Below are 16,565 nucleotides of genomic sequence, written 5' to 3'. Positions count from 1 at the left end.
TAAATAAACTGCAAAAATCTCCTTAATTATTGCGGAGTAATAGAGCATGGCTATGAAATGTATGCTCAATCAATAAGATCTTTAATATGCTAAAGGATAAGTTTATTTCCCAAACCTTTCTATTCACTTGCCTATCGCACGTAAGAGGGGAGGCAAGGGAGAGGGGGGATAATGTTGTTTTTGCCTCTTTAAATCCTCCTGCTCATTTTATCAATAAAACAGAGAAAAATCACTGTAACCGTTTTTCTGACCAGGTAATGGCAACTCCTCAAACCGATTTAGAGGTTCTTTATAAAAAGATTTTGGGCACTGCGAGTAGAATTGGAAAATATTGCCAGAACCTTAAGTGAAAAGGTTAATTAGAACTGGGCGGTTGAGCTCATTCCTTAAAGGAATGAGGATGGGAACCCAAAATTAAAAAGTAATAAGGAAAGAATAATGACTCACGGCCTTAAAAAAAAGCAGGTAATAAGAAGACTATCTCTATCGACTTGGATAAAGAAAATCACGGGTTCTTTAATGATCAATGTTATTTTTCTTGAAGCCTTGATCCCTGCAGGTCAAGCCATGGAAAAGGAAGAAGACTGCGTAGAATCTCTTTATACGCCTCAATTTCCTTCCTCCCCTACCCCCCGGCCTGCTCAAAGGCGTAGTCAAGTTGAGACGGAAAGAGAAAATGATGCTGATCATCGATCCAGTCGGCCAGAGGTCTCTCCAGCTTTTGAAGGTCTAGAAGCCGATCCAGAAAGGGAGGCGTTAAAAAACCGGATTATCTCTCAACTCTTTCAGCCTGCCTTTTATCAACGAACGAAGATAAAACTTTACCACTACTGGTTAGAGGCAACCCTTTCTCCTCCCCAACAGCAACAGCTTCAAACCCTCATCAATCTTATGACAGCCCCTGAAGGAAAGCTAAGAGTGGGACGCGATTTTTCTCTCCGGGAAGATTTTAGAGCCTCACCTCGTCTTAACCATGAGCTGTTTAAGCCTTTAAAGGTTCATCTGGCAGAGTTGGAGAACTATAAGCCCCTGTTTCGGGGCACGCCGGTGGAAAGATGGTTACAAAAGCTGATAGAATCTCATCATCAGTTTATGCAAACCCTTGTCGATAAGGTCAAAGATTTAGGTCTGCACTCTCCTTTAAGTTTATTTGAGGTAAAGCCGCTGTTAATCGGAGAGGATTTTAAGTGTTATGAGGTAGAAACCGATAAAGCCTATAAGTTTGCTTCTTATGATCCAACAGAATTTGACTACGAGAGAAAAAACAGTTCAGGCTTAAGTATTGGGGGAGAGCAGGGCGGTGTTTATTTTAAGGTCGACAATGACTCCGGTTTATTGAGGCCGGCTAAAGAAAGGGCGGTTTACCAATTTTATCAGAGAGTGATGGGTACGGGGGTTTCTCCGACCCATTTATTGATCTTAAACTGTTTGCCTATTCTGCCGCCCGATATGGGCAGCTCTCCTGAAAGAAAAGAGCTTTTAGAAATAAAGAAGCAACACGGTATTTCCTCCACTCAGGAGGTTTTTAAGCGCTTTCCACGATTGGAACAAAGGTTTCATTTAGCGCAACAAGAAAGACCGTTGTTCCTTCAAGGATCTCTTTATATGTCGGGAAAAACCTTGGAAGAATTTTTGGAAGAGGCAGAGAAGAGTTCCGATCCTGTGGCTTATATCAATCAACTCGATAAGGAAAGCTTTAGTCGCCATGTTTTGTGTAGTCTGTTGCTTATACCGACAGATTACAAAGCGGATAACCTCATAGTTGATGAGACTTATCGCATTATTGGCATTGATAATGATCAAGCGTTAGAAAGCCTGGAGCTTAAGAAGAAGAAAAACTCTGGACGACATGAGGTCAGGGCCAAGAATATTCTGTACACCTTGCCCTTGATGATGGATTCCATTGCTGAGCCCGTCAGAAAAAAAATTCAACAGCCTATGCCTGGCTTATTGCTCCTCAATTGGCTTGTCGATCTTAAAGGCCATGAAAACAGGGACGTCTTCTTTATTGAGGCAGGCTTACTCAATACATCGGATCTGGCTCGATTGAAGGAGCAGGCCCAAGATTCTTTAGAGCTCCCCTTGAAATTTGTGCCTGGCTGGATGAGTCAGATGCATCAAAGATTTATGAGGATGCAGCAGCTGTTATCAAACCCTAGCCTGACTCACCAAGAACTGTTTAATCATCTTCATCCGTTTGCCAGCCGCTATTACGCGTCTTTATCAAGAAAGCACCCTCTTCCTCTCGATCGAATAGCCTCTCTTTATCAGACCTGGGGGCCAGAATGGGATTTTGAAACCTTGATAGAGGAAGATCCTCATGCAAGCGATGACGAATTGTTGCAGACGTTAGAGTCGAAATCATTTCTAGAACAACCTGCCACCCTTACGCTTGAGCAGACCATGAAGGAGTTGATTGCCACGACAAACTTGCACGATTATTCTTTTGCACAGCAGTTAGAGTGGCTGGAACGTATTGCAGACATAGGGGTATGGCCCGACCAACTACACTCTTCTTGGGATGATCGGCAACTCCTCTTTAATATGGTTAGGGAAGGAGCGAGCGACAAGGCTATTCGGGTCTTAGTTGAAAAAACAAACGCCGATATCAATGCCCAGGATGAAGAAGGAGGGACAGCCCTGCATCATGCTGTTACTCACGGACAAAAATCCAAGGTTTTAGAACAAATAGATGCCTTATTTAACTTAGGTGCTTATTTAGAGATTCAAGATAAATCACAAGAAACGCCTTTAGACAAGGCCGTAAAATCAAAGGATCATTCCTTGATTATTAAGTTGGTTTCCTTGGGGGCGGGTAAAAAAGCTAGAGCCTCAAGCCTACAGCGCTATACCCAAACTTTAACACCCCATCCAAAACAAGACATGGCCAAAACCCTGGAAACCCTGGAAGCCCGTAACCCTAAATATGGTTGGAAAATGACCTTAGATACGGTTTTTCCTTGCTCCTCATCGGAAGCTTCATGGGGGGTTCTTAATACAGTGAGTGAAGGTAAAAGAATAGTCTTAGAATCTGCTTATAGGCAATTGTTTGATGAGCGTGGAAATCCCTGCAAATCTAATCAACATGGCAAACGTTGCGTGCCTAAAGTAGAAATCCAGGGGAGAAGCCTTTATGTTAAATTTGCCCCTGAAGGTAGCGGTACGGAGTTATCGGTTGGACGACTGATTAGATCCTTAATTGATGAGGGGAATGCCCCTTACGTAGAAATGGCTGAGCTTATGGGGCACCCGGTTCTTCTTATCCAAGCTGTATCGGGGGAAACATTATGGGATATGCTGCACCCGAAGGAAGATAGAATCAATCCGCCCACACCAAAAGAGATTTTTAAAAAGCTGGATTCAGAGAGCGTCTCTGCAGCTATTATAATGGCCATGCTAATTAATCCTGGAGATGGTAGCCCTGCCAATTATATCCTTTCTCCTTTTCTGAATTCTGAAGGGGAGCTTCGTTATCGTATAACGTCTATTGATCATGACCATTCTTTTGTGCCGGCGATCGCTGAGGAGATTAAGGATGGTTGGTTTGGGACAAAAATCTTCACAAAATTTTCTCTCCAAGTGCAAACGATTCTTTATTGCTTGAATCAGATGAAAGATCCAATTCATCCCAATGTCATAAGGAAGTTTATTCATATCGATCCTTTTGACATAATAAAGCCGTGGCTCATAAGCCTTGATCACCATAATAAGTCCATTAATGCCCTTTTTTCTAGACGTGAGATTAGAGCACTGACGCAAGGACGTGATACAGTTATAGGAACTTCCTTTGCCCCCGGCATGATTCGTACCCTTTATACCAAAATGGTTAGAATGCAAAAAGCTTTGAATCCACAACAAGAAGGAAAATCTCTCACCCACTTTGATCTTTTAGAATTGCTGGAAGAACCCTTAAGTGCACGCTACAAGGCAGTGCTGGCAAACTCAACCTTAACGCCAGAAGAGCGTTTTGAGCTGACAGACGGTGATAATTATGAAAAGGACACCAAAAATAATACGATCGTATCCTCAGCTACCCTGGCCCGATTGTTAGAATCTTGTCATATTCCGCAAAAGGAGGTTCTCCAAAAGCATCTTTTGGAAGGGCGTTATGGGCCCATGGATGCCTTAAAAGAACTGGAAACCATCCAACATGAACACACCCTTTTTACAGCAATCCTACAAAGCGCTTCGAGCATCCATCCTGATTTTTTCAGAAAGTTGCAAACGGAAGGCATTCAAGAATCCCTTTTAAGGCAGCTAGATCTTAAGGAGTTAAGTTTTCCTCAGCAACAAGCTTTAGTTGATGCCTTAAGAACCAAAATTTTGCGGACCATAAAATTAGCTTATTGTAGAGCTTTAAGTATTAAGGCATTGCAAACATTATCTCTTACGCATGTACGGTACCTAGATCTTAGTTACTGTTCCCAGCTTTCGGGTTTTTCGACCAATGCGACCCTTACAAGAGAGCAATTACATGCCCCTTTCCTTAAAACCTTAACCCTCCAAGGCTGTAAAGCTTTGAAAGATATTCGCCTTAATGCCCCTCTACTGCGTACTTTAGAAGCTGCAGAATGCCCGTTGTTAGAAATACTTCGCCTAACAGCCCCCAAACTCAAATACGCCGATTTCTTTGGGGATAAGCGTTTAAAGACATTAGAAATAAAACCGCTGAATGACCAAACGCTTTATTTAACAGTAAGGCTTCCAGCTTATAAAACTTACACAACCTTCCCTAGCTTTACTGCTTTGCCAAACGAACTGCTTTTGCATATTTTTTCTTTTGTGAACAAAGCAGACTTGGCAAAGTTTATGCTGCTTAACAAATTTTTCAGAGAGTTTCTTATAGATCATTATGAAGCTTTCTTCCTTCCAGAAAGAATTAAAGTTTTTATGATTGGATATTATGGTGACCAACGCCGTAAACTGATGCCAGTTCTAGCTCAAGGTAGGAGAATCGGTAACGTTGGAAGAGGTGGGAGAGGTGGCTTCCTTATTGGTCCAACACCTTTTTTATATAAAAATAAAAAAATAATTATGGAAATATGGGGAGCGCCAGAGAAACTCGATATTTTAACTGTAAGCTCTCACCTTAAAAATACCTCCTTAATCCTCTTTGATTACTGTGAAGATAAGTATAATGCTGAACTTAATAATTACATCCTCAATATATTGACGGAGCATGGAAGAAGTATAAAATCAGAAAACATTAGAAAAAATATACCTATCCTTCTACTTAATTATTCCAATACCAACTCTGAAAACGAAATTAAAATACAAAAATTTAAACAAGATCTGGGCATTAAGGACTGCCTGCAATACTCAGGAGACAGAGATGAGGTATTAAATTGGATATGTAAAAACGCAATAAAAATTCCTTCTAGGCTACGATTCCAAAGTTGAGGCTGTGACACGAAGTCTTTGTCGAGAGCTGTTCTTGCAGCACCGTCATCGGTGCTGTCATCAACTATGTGCGTAAAGATTTAAGTTTAGCATTAGCAATGATGACGATTTTACGCATAAGGGCCGTCAAAGCGACCATTTTCTTTTTACCTCTTTTGATAAGATTTTCATAGAAAGCCTTAAGAGGACTATCGGTTCTTCTCGCTGTCATAGCAGCCATAAAGAGGATGCGTTTAACATCGACTCTGCCTCCTTTCGTCCTTCTATAGCCCACTGTTTTCCCACTTTCACAAGGATGAGGAGCCAGTCCTGCAAGATTCGCTATTTGGCGTCGATTAAGGGTCCCTAATTCAGGAAGTAATCCTAAAAGGGTGCCGTCAAGTTGTTTAGAGGGAACAAAATAGACGTTCCTTCTGACTTTCTTATTAGGCATAATGGTGGTGTGAAGCCACAATCTCATTAAAGATATCAATGGATTGAATAAACTTTTGTTGATACTCTTTGGCGCTCTGTTTATACCGTCCTACTTTTAAAAGATTAAGAAAAGCTCCCATACTACTTAAAAACCTTTGAGCGCTTGACACACTTTTAAAACCTCTCATTTGTCTCTCTTTTTCTCTTGTCGGTTGATGACTATTTTCTATTCTATTGTTCAAGCGTTTGTGAGATCGATGCTCCGCAGATTTGAGTAAAACCCTATGGGCCTTGTTATAGCTTCTCAACTTAGCTGTCACCATGACGCGCGGAAACATGCCTAATTTTTTAAGTGCTCGCTTTAAAAATCGGATAGCTGACTTGGCATTTCTTCTCCCTCACTTCATCGATATGCCATTTGTCTTTAAAAGGTGATCCTCTTTTCTGGCGAATACCCCTGGCATAAACAGGACCTCAGGTTTGACACCAATTTCGAATAGTTTCGTAAGTAACAGAGAAGCCTCTGTCCTCAAGCATTTCGCTTAAATCTCTTAAGCTGATCTTATAACGGTAATAGTATCGGACAGCAAAGCCGATAACACTTTTGGGAAGACGGTATCCTTTATAATGATCTGGCATAATCAACGTCTTTCCCTTATTTTTGCAAGAATCTTACATTAATTGCTTTTTTACCTCAACAACTTGACGATGCCTGTCTACCTTTGGGCTGACGGTGTTTATTTTCAAGCCTCTATGGACCATGAAAAACAATGTATGTTAGTCCTGATTGGAGCAACCCCTGAAGGAAAGAAAGAACTTGTTGGCTTTACAGATGGCTATCGAGAAAGCATCCAAAGTTGGTCTGAACTTCTTCTAGATTTGACGGCTCGAGGTCTTTGTATCCCTCCTAAACTAGCCATTGGAGTGGGGCTATGGGGTTTTGGGGAGCCTTAGGCAAGATTTGGCCGACAACTGGGCACCAACGCTGTTGGGTTCACAAAACGGCTAACATTTTGAATAAAATGCCAAAAGCTCTGCAAAGTAAAGCTAAAGCTGATCTTCATAATATTTGGATGGCTGAAAGCAAAGAGGAAGCCAACAAAGCTTTTGATGCGTTTATAGAAAAGTATCAAGCCAAGTATCCCAAAGCAACGCATTGTTTGGAAAAAGATCGCCAGGAATTGCTGAGTTTTTATGATTTTCCAGCTGAGCATTGGAAACATATCCGGACGACTAATCCGATTGAAAGTACATTTGCAACGGTCAAGCACCGCACCAAACGATCTAAAGGATGTTTGTCACGAGAGACAGCCTTTATCATGGTTTTTAAGCTAATTAAGGATGCGGAAAAAACCTGGCGACGCTTGGATGGTAAAAACCAGTTGCCAAAACTCATTTCAGGTGTCAAATTTCGAGATGGTTGTGAAGTTACCGCTGCTGATGAAATTGCCGCTTGATCCTTCCGTCACCAACTTTTGAGAATAGCTCCAATGAACATAGCTTTCTCCTTTCCTAATTCTTGTTCTAAGCGGTTGGCTATTTTGGATGTAATTCGGTACACAGAAGAAGGATAAAATTCCACGGGAAATACTTCCTTTAAAAGCTTAGCTGAGTATGTTGCAAAAAATTTCAAATAGCCTGTGATAGCTTTTGGAAAAATTTTCCCTCTTTTTAATTAAAGAGGGATTTTTTTGGTAACTTGCTCATATGTAATTAAATAAGCGTTTTCCCAGCTTTCTAGATCTATTATCCATCCTATCTCTTGATCCCCTGTTTATGAAACAGACTTCCCCCATATTCCAAAAAATATATAGCTTGTTAACTATTTTCTGGCAAAATAGTGATGAGTACAGAATGAGGTGAAGTGAATGAATTCTTTATTAGGTTGCTATTTTCCCACGACAGTTATTTTTGTTGATGATGATAGAGGAGTTTTAAAAGTTACTAATTCATTCCTGAATGATGACGTGGCCAATTATGATTTTTTTACTGATCCTTACAAGGCCTTAGAATTAATTAACCGCTCTATTTCTACCGATTTTATTGCTTCAAACATTTCTTCTTCTGAAGCAAGAATTTATGAGATGTATAAGACAATGTATAATGCAAAACGCCATGAGGAAGTCTCAACCGTTATCGTTGATTTTCAGATGCCGGCAATGAATGGCCTAGAATTTTGTGAGAAAATAGAAAATCCTTATATTCGCAAGATCTTGTATACGGGTGTCGCTGATGAAGACTTAGCTGTTCATGCCTTTAACAAAGGATTAATTCATGGCTATATTAAGAAGCAAGATCCCAATAAATCCAAAGTCATTAATGATTTTATCAAAACCAGTCAAGTCGCCTATTTTAGAACGCTAACAGATGTTTTGGTTGGAAGTGTGTTTAAGGAGATTAATTCTACAAATCCCGAAGAAACCGCTTTCTACGATCCAGTTTTTATCAAATATTTTGATGCGTTAGTAAAAAAACACAACATATGTGAATATTATATTAACGAAGTGGTTGGGGGATTTATTTGCATCTCTCGGAAAGGCGAATTAAGCACACTTTATGCCTTTACAGCCGAAACATTAGAAGATAACCAGATCAATACACATGCAATTCTTAGGGATCTTATTGATTTAGAAGACCCCGCCTATGCAGCGTTAACAAAAGATATAGAAGAAAACCGTAAAACTATGTGCTTTCCTTTTTACGGTGAAAGTTTTATAGATATTGATGTCCATAATTGGAAAAATCATATTCATTCGCTTGATATTATAGAGGGTAATCAGCCTTATTATGTGGCGTATGTTTCTCATCCCGGCCTTGAAAAGGACCTTAATCTTTACTCATTTGAACAATCTCAAGAAGCCAGGTGAGAGGCGGGGCCCTTAATACGGCGGCTTGTCTTCCATCAAAACAGGGAAGGTTAAGGTGAATCTGGTGAATTCTCCCTCCACAGAGGCACAGGTAATATCGCCGCCTAACTTAGTCATAACCATCTTGCAAAAGGCAAGGCCAACCCCCGTGCCATGAACAGTGCGAGCGGAAAATTGGTCAAAAATATGCGGAAGATAGTCTTTAGGAATTCCTTTTCCTGTATCCTCAAAGTATAACTTGTTCACTTTATCCCCTGTTTCTGTCCAAATAGTGATCTTTCCTTTATTTGCAGCTTTAAGATAATAAAGGGCATTTTTGAGTAAATTGAATAGAACGTGCTTAAAGGTGAGAGGATAGCCATAAAATTCAAAATCCTGCTTTATTTCTACAGAGATAAGATTTTTATCTTCCTCTCTTAAAGAATAATCATGCAAAGAAGTCTGAACACAGTGCAAGATGGAACATTTTTCTGGAACAGTTTCAGGTACATTTTCTTTTAGATTCATGAGAAGCATATCAATAACAGTGAAAGCACTTCTCGCTGTTCCTTTTATTTCATCTGGAAGTTCAGCAAGTGATTGTAATTTCTTTTTATTAATAGAAGATTGCGCAACGTCTTTCTCTTGAGCTATTTCTTGGGTATGAATAAGCGTTGGCAGATGCATTTGTAACCCTTCAGCTGCTGTTTCAATTGCTGCTAACGGAGTTCGCATTTCATGGGCGATAGCAGCTGCTTGCATTTTAAGAGATTTTTGTTTTTCTTTTTGAACCGTTTCTTTCCTTTGAGCAAAAATAGCGGCTATGATTACTGCCCACAGGTAATTAGCAAAAGCACCTCCAAGAACTTCCATATCTAGGTAAGTAGGTCCTATGATTAGGTAATGGGTGAAAGCCCCTAGTGAAACGCCTATCAATAAGAAGAAGAGAAATGTAACCCAATTTGTTATTAACACTAGCCAGACCAATCCAATGGTAATATTGGTAAGCCATGAAATAGAGACCATATTTTCTAAGAACATGTAGGTCCCAAAAAATGGGAGACAATAAATGACGGTTATATGCCAGAATAAAGGAATAAACTTTTTCAGTTTATAGGGCCACCTGTCGATAAAAGAAGTAGCTAGACAGAGGACAAATGCAATACTCCTTAAAAGAAATGATTCATAATTTCCTTTATTCAAGTATTGGGGAAGAAGATAAAAAAGAGGAAAGTTAATAACCCCAAACCAACCAAAAGTTTTGATAATATTTAAGGATATTTCTGATTCAAGAAGGAAGGATTTTTTAAAAAAATCAAGAAGAGATTTCATATTAAATTGGCTGTTTTTTAGCATGAGTAGCTGCTTCTTATAAGAATACCTTAATGTATTAGACCCTATAATTCATTAGCAAATATTTAATTTTTCAGAAGAAATTTATAGGGCATTATAGTGGGTACGCGAATAAATTTTATCCAGCTAATTTCCTTCTTTACAGAATTGATAGATTTTTTCGAAGGTGGTTCCCTTGGAAATAGTCTTTAAAATAATCCAAACTCTCTTCAAAATTATCAGAAAATTCAAACATCATGATCATATCGGGGCTTAACCCAAAATCTGTTTCTAATCTATCGTAAATATAATTGACTCTTTTAGAGATAAGATCTCTTAATACTTCATCCCATCCAGCTTTAGGAAGTTTCATAGATCGTTCATAAGCTCCACTCATATAATGGCGAACTGCTTCTTCTATGCTTTCTTCTTTTGTAAAATTTTTGATAAGCGATCTTTCGGGTGCAAATATACTATTTAATTCATTTGGTAAACCTAGTATTTTTCGCGCAAGAGCATCCCCTAAAAAGGGTGATTGATGAAATCCGTCTCTATAGGTTCCTGTTAACAACCAGAGACCCTTGAGAGAGGTCTCGCCTATTAAAGGAAATGTATCAAGGGTTGCTGGTCGATTTCCTGTATGGCAGGTTTTCATATCAGATTTATGTAGGTTTTGGTTTATCTGTTCTAAAGCGCATTCTAAAAGAAAATGGGTAAACCCAACCTTATGTTGTGTTTTAGGTTCACAATAAACATTATTAGTAGCACCAATATACAAATCCTGGCCTTGAGGCATTACATGTAATCCGCAGGCCCCAGAACGGTTTGGTGTTCGTATAACATGCTTAACAATATTATGGGGGTCTTGATTAACAACAACAGAACATCCCATGCCACTTAACAGTCTGGGAATTTTTCTTGATAGTTGAGGAAGAGTATCAATTAATTTCTGACTGTAGCTCCCCATAGATAAAACAAAATCTTTTGCACTAAGAGTTTCCCCTTTTTCCGTATTAACAGAGATGATTGAATGGCCTTCTAAATTAAAAGAACTTACCTTTTCATTAATAAAAGAAATTTTATAATGCGTACTCGCTATATCCTTTAATGTCCTTATAAATTTTCCTGAATCTATACTTCCTTCATTGGGGAGGTATAAAGACCTTAATGGGCGGCAATCTTCTAATGGATATAAGCCAGGTATGTGTGCAGGATTAATTTCTTCATATGGTTCTTTATATTCTTGGAGAGCTTTTAGAATAGAATAAAAGTTTTCAGAATCTAACACACCAGATTTGGAATTGAGGAGAAGGAAGGTGCCTTTTTGATAGGTAACTTGGCTTGCTGGTTCTAGAAAATCGTTTATTCTTTCTATCCAAGAATCCCAACGTTTAGAAGCTTGAAGGGAGAGATTAAATTTTTCTTGCCCTGCATAAGATTTTAAAGAAGTAGAAGTAAGCTCAGCAAAAGCATTTAACATTGCTCCTGCTGCTACACTCGCTCCTCCTTCTCTGTTTTCAGGGCCAATAACTCCTATCTCTAATGAGGAGTCTAAGAGAGCTAAGGAAAGAGCTGTAGATATACCTAATATACCATTCCCCATAATAATAATATCGTATGTCATTTGGTCTTACTTTTTATTTCTTATTTCATGTTTTTATAATTTAAAATTTTACACTTATTTATAAGTTAACTATCTAATTTTACTAAAAAAGAGAGCATTAATTTTTATTGAATCTAGCACTTACTCATATACCTACTATCAACCTAATCCGTCAATACCCGCAGTTGAAGCTATCAATCTAAGGTTGAGAAAAAAGGACATTAAAAATCGTGGTCTAGATTTAAAATTTTTTACCTCTTAGCCATTAAAGTTTCTCTGCCTTTTAGAAAATCTTCCGGTAGGCTTTGCAAGTAATTGTAAAAATCTTGCACCATGCGATTTTGAGTTAAGGATGCCGGATAAGTATAATATATATTAAGCGACTGCCTTAGCTGATTATGGAGAATGGGAACAACGGACTGCTGGCTAAGACGGGCAATATGGGGAAGAAGAGGGCCGATCCCTACATTATTTTCTACAGCATGCGCAATTGCCAAGGGGCAATCAATAATCAGGTGCTGTTTGCATTTGATCGCTTGAGGTTCATAAGTGTGAGGGAATAGGCCGTCCTCCGTAAAGGAAATTAGCGTATGAGAGTCAAGGTCATGAATGCTTTGAGGCATGCCTTTTTCCTCTACATAAGCCTGGCTCGCATACAACCGAAACTTATAGGTTGTTAAATAGTGAGCATTAATTTCTGCCTGGTTGAGAAAGAGGGGGTTGATGTTCCGAATATCAACGTCTACCTCGCCGGCCTTAAAATCGGGTGTTTCTCTCAAGCTTTTAATATCAAGAGAAATTTGTGGGTTATTATTTAAGAAAGGTGTTATTGCCTCAATGAGCCATAAGCTGCTGATAAAAGGCGGAAGCGACAGAGTAAACGCCCCTTCCGCACGATCAGAAAGCCGCTGCATTTTCTTTAAAGCAAGATCATATTGATCAAGAATCGTCTTCGCATCTTTTAAAAAGATATCACCCTTTTCAGTTAAAACTAGATGTTTCCCCTTTTTTGTTAAAAGCTGATGTCCGACTTCTTGTTCAAGCTTTTGCAAAAGTTTTGTTATCCAAGAAGCTGTAAATCCTAATTTATCAGCAGCTTGACCGGTCGATCCCAAGGTAATGGTATAGTAGAAAGCTAAGAGTTGATTTCTATCCATGGCTGTCTGCCTTTTTTCAGGGTTTATATTAACTGTACCTTTTCATTGACGTGTTGACAAGTTGTCGACCGCTGCTTCAGGAACAATTTAATATATGCTTATAAAGGAAACATTTTTACTGCGGATTTTAAATTGGCTGAGTTTATCTTGCTTATTTTTAGAATTCAAGGAGCCGCCTAATTATATTAATTGATCAGGATACTTAACCCTAAAGGATTAAGGAGTCCTTTGAGGTTATTAAGGGAGTATCAATAAATTTATATTACTTACCTTTTCCTCTCCCTCTTCTAGTACCTCCACTGCTGGGGAATTTTAAAAAGTGTTTTAAGATGTTTTTCAAAGTCTGAGCTACTCATCTCAGGAGTAAGAGTATTTTGTGCTTGGCTTGCAATACTTATGATTTCTTCTGGTGTCAATCTTAAACTATGGCTAATTATAAGGTTCCAGAGAGAGTCTGATCTTTTCTCTAAGTGGAAATCCTTAATATGAGTTGCGAGGGTGCTAATCTGTTCAGGAGTGGCTCGCATACAAGCTTTTAAAATCCTTAACTGAATCTGATAAGATAAGTTTTCGGGTAAAAAGCTTGGGCCATAGGTGGTTATAGCTTCCATTTGTTCAGCGGTTAAATTTATACAATTTTTTAAAGCACGGCCATATTCTATTCCAAATAATTTTTCAAAGGAACGAGGGTAGTTATGACGCTTGATCGCTTCCATACGTGTGTTCAGCTCCTCAGGTGTTAATTTGAGACTCATATTCATAATTTCTTCTCTTTCATCCTCATAAGTTTCTGTCAAAAGGTCAGGTGTTGCATAAGGAATAAAACTTTTAATCCATTGAGGAGTTGATTTGAGACAAACTTCAAGGCATTCATACCCGACGTAAGGTTGAGTAAGGAAGTGAGGAGCATATTGTTCAACAGCTTTTATCAGAGGAATGAGAGTCTCCGCAGAAGAATTGCTAGCAGCAGAAAGAATGCAAAAGACAGCATGCTCATGCATATTGTCAGTAAAAAGGAATTTTGCATGTTTTGTCACATCCATTAATTGGTCTGTTCTTAAGCGCTTGCACGCGTTAATAATATTATGGAGGTGAGGAGAATACTGAGAAAACTGCTGCATAAGAATGCTAAAGTTTGAAACAGTCTCAGTTGGTAAAACTTTGAATACTTTGATAAGTTGTTGAATTGATGATTTATCCAAATGAGGGTTATTTTCCCATAAAGTTTTTATCTGAGGTGCCAAAGCCAATAAGGTGTCGGGCTTTAATTTAAGATAAGCTGCAACAAAGTCTCTATAATCTTTTTTATATTTCATAGACTCTGTAAATAGATTATCTATGTTATCTTTAATTACCTTTATTCTTAAGGTTAGGTCGACAGGCTCTAATTTAAGGCATGACTTAGCAACAGCGACATACTCTTTTCCGGTTATCTTTTGTGGGAAAAGATAAGCAGCATTACAGGCAATAACAATAATGACTTCAGGGGGCAGACCAAAATAAAGCCGACTTGCAGAGAGATACTTATTGCGATCTAATTCTTCTAGAAGAAGGTCTTTTGCATACCCGCCTATAGTCAGTAATTTCCTAAATTCTCTCTTAGGGTTGTTGTAACCCTCCATGAGTTGAGTAAGGTGAGTAATGAGATTGCTTGAGGCTTGAGAGAACTTGTGTAAATGACTTAAAAATTGCCACGGTGAAGAGAAGTTTAGTGCTCTTTTTAAATGTTGAGAGTTACCTTGTTCAGGTAAGCTATATATTTCCTCCCAACAACTCTGAACAAGATTGGAAAATTTTATAAGAGAAGTAATTTTTTTTATATCCTCCTCATTCCTTCGACGCCTCTTCAGAGGGGGGGAAGAGTCTTTTGTAGCGCTCGTAGTATCCTCTTTTATAAGGTTAAACAATTCTTGTAGATTTTCTTCTTCAGAAAGGACTTTCATTTTTATTAGATTCTAATTGTTCATTTACATGAGGAGTAAGGAATCTTTTGTCTTCTGTAAGAGTAAAGTATTTCTTACAGGTGGTACTCATATTAGCCAAAGAAGGCGAAGGTAAAAATGAAAAAACCCTCAAGGATACTTCATCTGGCAAATTAAGTAAGTTTAGCTGAGTAGAAAGTATACTGTGCTCTTCTTCTATTTCCATACTGTACCCAAGAGAGAGGGTTATGAGGAAAAGTAAGGGATAGGTAACTTTGCATAAGTATGATTGTATCATTGAAATCTCACCCTTTTTAGGCTCCTTTTGAAGGACCATGGTAGTTAAGCATAATGCCATTTAAGAACTATTGTTGATTGTTAAAAGGAGATTTTTTTCTAAAATTTCTCTATGTTGCCAGACATTGTTAATGCTTTATCGGACTGTAAGAAGAAAAGGGATAGGAAGTATAAAAAGCCACTTATCTCTCATGAGCCTAATAAATTTTGCTCTTTTGCTTTAAGTTAAATGGAAGCTTTATATTAACTGTACCTTTTCATTCAAGTGTTTACAAGATGGCCGCCGTCACCTAAGAAATACGCTAATACATTCCTATAAAGAAATTATTTTTATTCTCCTAAAGATTAAAAGTCTTATTACCAACAACTTCTGCCCATTCTATTGCTATTATACAAATTGCTGTTACCTATAATAATGTGATATGTTCCAATTTGGAATATATGTAATATTCTTAATTTAGAGAAAGATACATTATGACCTTAACAAAGCATCAAAGAGCTAATAATACCCATGACCTGTATATTGCTAAGAAATTGCGTGAACGGCGACTTGCCCTGGGCCTGAGTCAGCAACAGCTCGCACAGTTGTTAGGCGTGAGTGCCAATCAACTGCACAAATATGAGAAAAATATCGATCGCGTTCCAGCGAGTCGGCTTTTGGAACTCAGGCATTTTTTACAAGTTCCGCTGAACTTTTTTTATGTAGATCGAGAAGATTTTTCTCCTCAAGGCAAAGAGGTGCAGATGATCTGTGTTAAGGAGAAAGAAAAAATTACTATTCGATTGTTGGTGGAAGAGGGAACCCTCATGGATGTAAAGGCGTTATAAAATGGCCAATTCCTTAGAAAAGTTAAGTGGTTCATGGATAGGTATTTAGAAAGGGTTGGTTATGAATTTTGTTAATAAAAAAGCATTACTGGAAAAATTAAAAACGCATGTTTCCACCTGGCAGCAACAACAGTTGTTATTTTCTTATGATATTAAAGGGGAGGGAAGGTTATCAGATGCAACGTTAAGGCTGCATCAAAGGCAAACGGGCTTTTCTTTAACCGTATCAATGCACTTCTTAGAGGAGGCTTTGCAGGTAACTAATTTCACCCTGCAAGAAGATGATCGGTTAGAGGATCAATGCCAGCCTCTCTATGATGCTGCTCTCATTGAATTGATGATCCAAAGCTTAATGCTTCTCTTCTTTTGTGCACAGAGTCTTCATAAAAACGAGATGTGTTTTATCTTATCAAATGAAGAAACCTTTCATTTTGATCTATTAAAAAGCTTATTTTCTTCAGTGCAACCTTGTCTGACGCGGCAAGGAAAATGCCAGATATTAACCTTGTCGCTTTGGCCGTCGGAAGCTGATCAATTTTGTTATTCTTTAGAGCACATTAAAATTCAACTTCAGCATCAATTGTGGCGTTATCAAAAATCTGATTCCTTAGTAAGGCGTTACTTACAAAGTGCTGATCGCCAAGCAGTGGATGTATTCAACACACATGGGAAAAACAATCCTAGGGAAACTGAATCCTCTGAAAAGAATGTCATCTCTTTTTCATCAGCTTTGAAAAGGAGAGCCGCTCTATAAAAATCTAATTCA

General features: G+C 38.4%; 11 protein-coding genes and 3 pseudogenes. 5 read left to right on the top strand and 9 right to left on the bottom strand.

Annotation, left to right across the window (positions count from 1 at the left end):
- The first annotated feature begins 438 nt into the window (after nucleotides 1-438).
- Nucleotides 439-5,400, top strand: a complete 4,962-nt coding sequence (locus tag ID47_RS06600; RefSeq protein ID WP_038465051.1) for an ankyrin repeat domain-containing protein — start codon at nucleotides 439-441, stop codon at nucleotides 5,398-5,400.
- Nucleotides 5,401-5,464: 64 nt separating this feature from the next.
- Here ID47_RS06600 and ID47_RS06595 read toward each other — a convergent pair.
- The 3 genes and pseudogenes from ID47_RS06595 to ID47_RS12925 form a co-directional block, all read right to left on the bottom strand.
- Nucleotides 5,465-5,767: pseudogene (locus ID47_RS06595) on the bottom strand (transposase); the annotation flags it as partial.
- A gap of 58 nt (nucleotides 5,768-5,825) precedes the next feature.
- Nucleotides 5,826-6,152, bottom strand: a complete 327-nt coding sequence (locus ID47_RS12645) for a DDE-type integrase/transposase/recombinase (protein ID WP_232223214.1) — start codon at nucleotides 6,150-6,152, stop codon at nucleotides 5,826-5,828.
- A 136-nt stretch (nucleotides 6,153-6,288) separates the two neighbouring features.
- Nucleotides 6,289-6,453 carry a hypothetical protein gene (locus ID47_RS12925; RefSeq protein WP_038467301.1) on the bottom strand — a complete coding sequence of 55 codons (165 nt, stop codon included), beginning with the start codon at nucleotides 6,451-6,453 and terminating at the stop codon, nucleotides 6,289-6,291.
- A gap of 75 nt (nucleotides 6,454-6,528) precedes the next feature.
- Between ID47_RS12925 and ID47_RS06585 the strand changes: the two are divergent.
- A pseudogene (locus tag ID47_RS06585) lies at nucleotides 6,529-7,271 on the top strand (IS256 family transposase); the annotation flags it as partial.
- 11 nt (nucleotides 7,272-7,282) lie between these two features.
- Here ID47_RS06585 and ID47_RS13915 read toward each other — a convergent pair.
- Nucleotides 7,283-7,426: pseudogene (locus ID47_RS13915) on the bottom strand (ISKra4-like element ISCot1 family transposase); the annotation flags it as partial.
- A 256-nt stretch (nucleotides 7,427-7,682) separates the two neighbouring features.
- Here ID47_RS13915 and ID47_RS06580 point away from each other — a divergent pair.
- Complete coding sequence (locus ID47_RS06580; RefSeq protein WP_038465049.1) at nucleotides 7,683-8,681, top strand: response regulator; 999 nt, start codon at nucleotides 7,683-7,685, stop codon at nucleotides 8,679-8,681.
- Nucleotides 8,682-8,693: 12 nt separating this feature from the next.
- Here the strand turns inward: ID47_RS06580 and ID47_RS13495 are convergent, their stop codons facing one another.
- From ID47_RS13495 to ID47_RS13910, 5 genes are all read right to left on the bottom strand, one after another.
- On the bottom strand, nucleotides 8,694-9,533 hold the full coding sequence (locus tag ID47_RS13495; protein WP_232223213.1) for a sensor histidine kinase: 840 nt from the start codon (nucleotides 9,531-9,533) through the stop codon (nucleotides 8,694-8,696).
- A 619-nt stretch (nucleotides 9,534-10,152) separates the two neighbouring features.
- Nucleotides 10,153-11,616, bottom strand: coding sequence for an NAD(P)/FAD-dependent oxidoreductase (locus ID47_RS06570; protein ID WP_038465045.1), 1,464 nt, complete (start codon nucleotides 11,614-11,616; stop codon nucleotides 10,153-10,155).
- Nucleotides 11,617-11,846: 230 nt separating this feature from the next.
- Nucleotides 11,847-12,752, bottom strand: a complete 906-nt coding sequence (locus ID47_RS06565) for a LysR family transcriptional regulator (RefSeq protein WP_038465043.1) — start codon at nucleotides 12,750-12,752, stop codon at nucleotides 11,847-11,849.
- A 287-nt stretch (nucleotides 12,753-13,039) separates the two neighbouring features.
- Nucleotides 13,040-14,695 carry a hypothetical protein gene (locus tag ID47_RS06560; RefSeq protein ID WP_038465041.1) on the bottom strand — a complete coding sequence of 552 codons (1,656 nt, stop codon included), beginning with the start codon at nucleotides 14,693-14,695 and terminating at the stop codon, nucleotides 13,040-13,042.
- Nucleotides 14,679-14,900 carry an F-box protein gene (locus ID47_RS13910; RefSeq protein ID WP_198022253.1) on the bottom strand — a complete coding sequence of 74 codons (222 nt, stop codon included), beginning with the start codon at nucleotides 14,898-14,900 and terminating at the stop codon, nucleotides 14,679-14,681. The genes ID47_RS06560 and ID47_RS13910 overlap by 17 nt, the downstream gene beginning before the upstream one ends.
- A 545-nt stretch (nucleotides 14,901-15,445) precedes the next feature.
- Between ID47_RS13910 and ID47_RS11800 the strand changes: the two genes are divergently transcribed.
- Nucleotides 15,446-15,799 (top strand): helix-turn-helix domain-containing protein, encoded by a 354-nt coding sequence (locus ID47_RS11800; protein WP_051908698.1) that lies wholly within the window; start codon nucleotides 15,446-15,448, stop codon nucleotides 15,797-15,799.
- Between the two features lie 61 nt (nucleotides 15,800-15,860).
- Nucleotides 15,861-16,553, top strand: a complete 693-nt coding sequence (locus ID47_RS06545; protein WP_038465037.1) for a hypothetical protein — start codon at nucleotides 15,861-15,863, stop codon at nucleotides 16,551-16,553.
- Nucleotides 16,554-16,565: the final 12 nt, after the last annotated feature.

This window comes from Candidatus Paracaedibacter acanthamoebae (genome assembly GCF_000742835.1).
In the GTDB taxonomy this organism is placed as follows: domain Bacteria; phylum Pseudomonadota; class Alphaproteobacteria; order Paracaedibacterales; family Paracaedibacteraceae; genus Paracaedibacter; species Paracaedibacter acanthamoebae.
This window is presented reverse-complemented; position numbering and strand designations above follow the sequence as displayed.

Bases quoted from the DNA above. Each gene is read 5' to 3' on its own strand.
- ID47_RS06570 (WP_038465045.1), bottom strand. From the start codon at position 11,616: ATGACATACGATATTATTATTATGGGGAATGGTATATTAGGTATATCT.
- ID47_RS13495 (WP_232223213.1), bottom strand. From the start codon at position 9,533: ATGGAAGTTCTTGGAGGTGCTTTTGCTAATTACCTGTGGGCAGTAATC.
- ID47_RS11800 (WP_051908698.1), top strand. From the start codon at position 15,446: ATGACCTTAACAAAGCATCAAAGAGCTAATAATACCCATGACCTGTAT.
- ID47_RS06545 (WP_038465037.1), top strand. From the start codon at position 15,861: ATGAATTTTGTTAATAAAAAAGCATTACTGGAAAAATTAAAAACGCAT.
- ID47_RS13910 (WP_198022253.1), bottom strand. From the start codon at position 14,900: ATGGAAATAGAAGAAGAGCACAGTATACTTTCTACTCAGCTAAACTTA.
- ID47_RS12645 (WP_232223214.1), bottom strand. From the start codon at position 6,152: ATGTTTCCGCGCGTCATGGTGACAGCTAAGTTGAGAAGCTATAACAAG.
- ID47_RS06600 (WP_038465051.1), top strand. From the start codon at position 439: ATGACTCACGGCCTTAAAAAAAAGCAGGTAATAAGAAGACTATCTCTA.
- ID47_RS12925 (WP_038467301.1), bottom strand. From the start codon at position 6,453: ATGCCAGATCATTATAAAGGATACCGTCTTCCCAAAAGTGTTATCGGC.
- ID47_RS06580 (WP_038465049.1), top strand. From the start codon at position 7,683: ATGAATTCTTTATTAGGTTGCTATTTTCCCACGACAGTTATTTTTGTT.
- ID47_RS06560 (WP_038465041.1), bottom strand. From the start codon at position 14,695: ATGAAAGTCCTTTCTGAAGAAGAAAATCTACAAGAATTGTTTAACCTT.
- ID47_RS06565 (WP_038465043.1), bottom strand. From the start codon at position 12,752: ATGGATAGAAATCAACTCTTAGCTTTCTACTATACCATTACCTTGGGA.